This window comes from Hydrogenobaculum acidophilum, from assembly GCF_054656715.1.
In genome coordinates this window covers 1-501 of record NZ_BAAHXP010000057.1, presented here as the reverse complement: position 1 = coordinate 501, position 501 = coordinate 1, and the positions used below count along the sequence as shown (strand labels likewise).

The 501-nt window shown below is 30.1% G+C and carries 1 protein-coding gene; it reads right to left on the bottom strand.

The genetic code is table 11. The annotated features are described in order from the left end of the window. Positions 1-501: PD-(D/E)XK nuclease domain-containing protein (locus ACYQZV_RS09105; protein WP_459895335.1), on the bottom strand; the 501-nt coding region annotated here is incomplete at both ends.

Sequence of the window (501 nt, the reverse complement as noted above, 5' to 3'; positions counted from 1 at the left end):
TTTAAGATGATGCTTAAATCAATCCTTCCTTTGTTTGTATTGTCTTCGGCTATTATATTAAGACCAGCACCGTTTAAAAGAGCGTATACAACAGATGCATAAAACCCCTCGTATGAGTCTATATCGTTTTTCCTGTACCAATCATGAGGTATACTTGCAAAAAAGCTATACAGTGTATCTTTTAGCTTGTCTATTTCTTTGTTTCTAAGAGCTTGTTTTATATTAAACTCCGTTTCAGTTATCTTATTAGCATCAAATTTTAGATAGTAAAGTAAAAAGTTGTTAAAGCTCTTTCTTACCTCTAAATTTGGATAGGATAATATGTATATACCATCTTCTTCTAAAAACTCTTTTATAGTAAGATACCCTGATTGAAACAAAAGATTTTCAACCATAATGTTATCCACATCAAGATTTGACAGTATTTCATCTCCTACTTTTAAGTTTTCTAAATTTGGTATGTAGTACTTGTTTTCTCTTAGCATCTTTGTTAAGAATGTG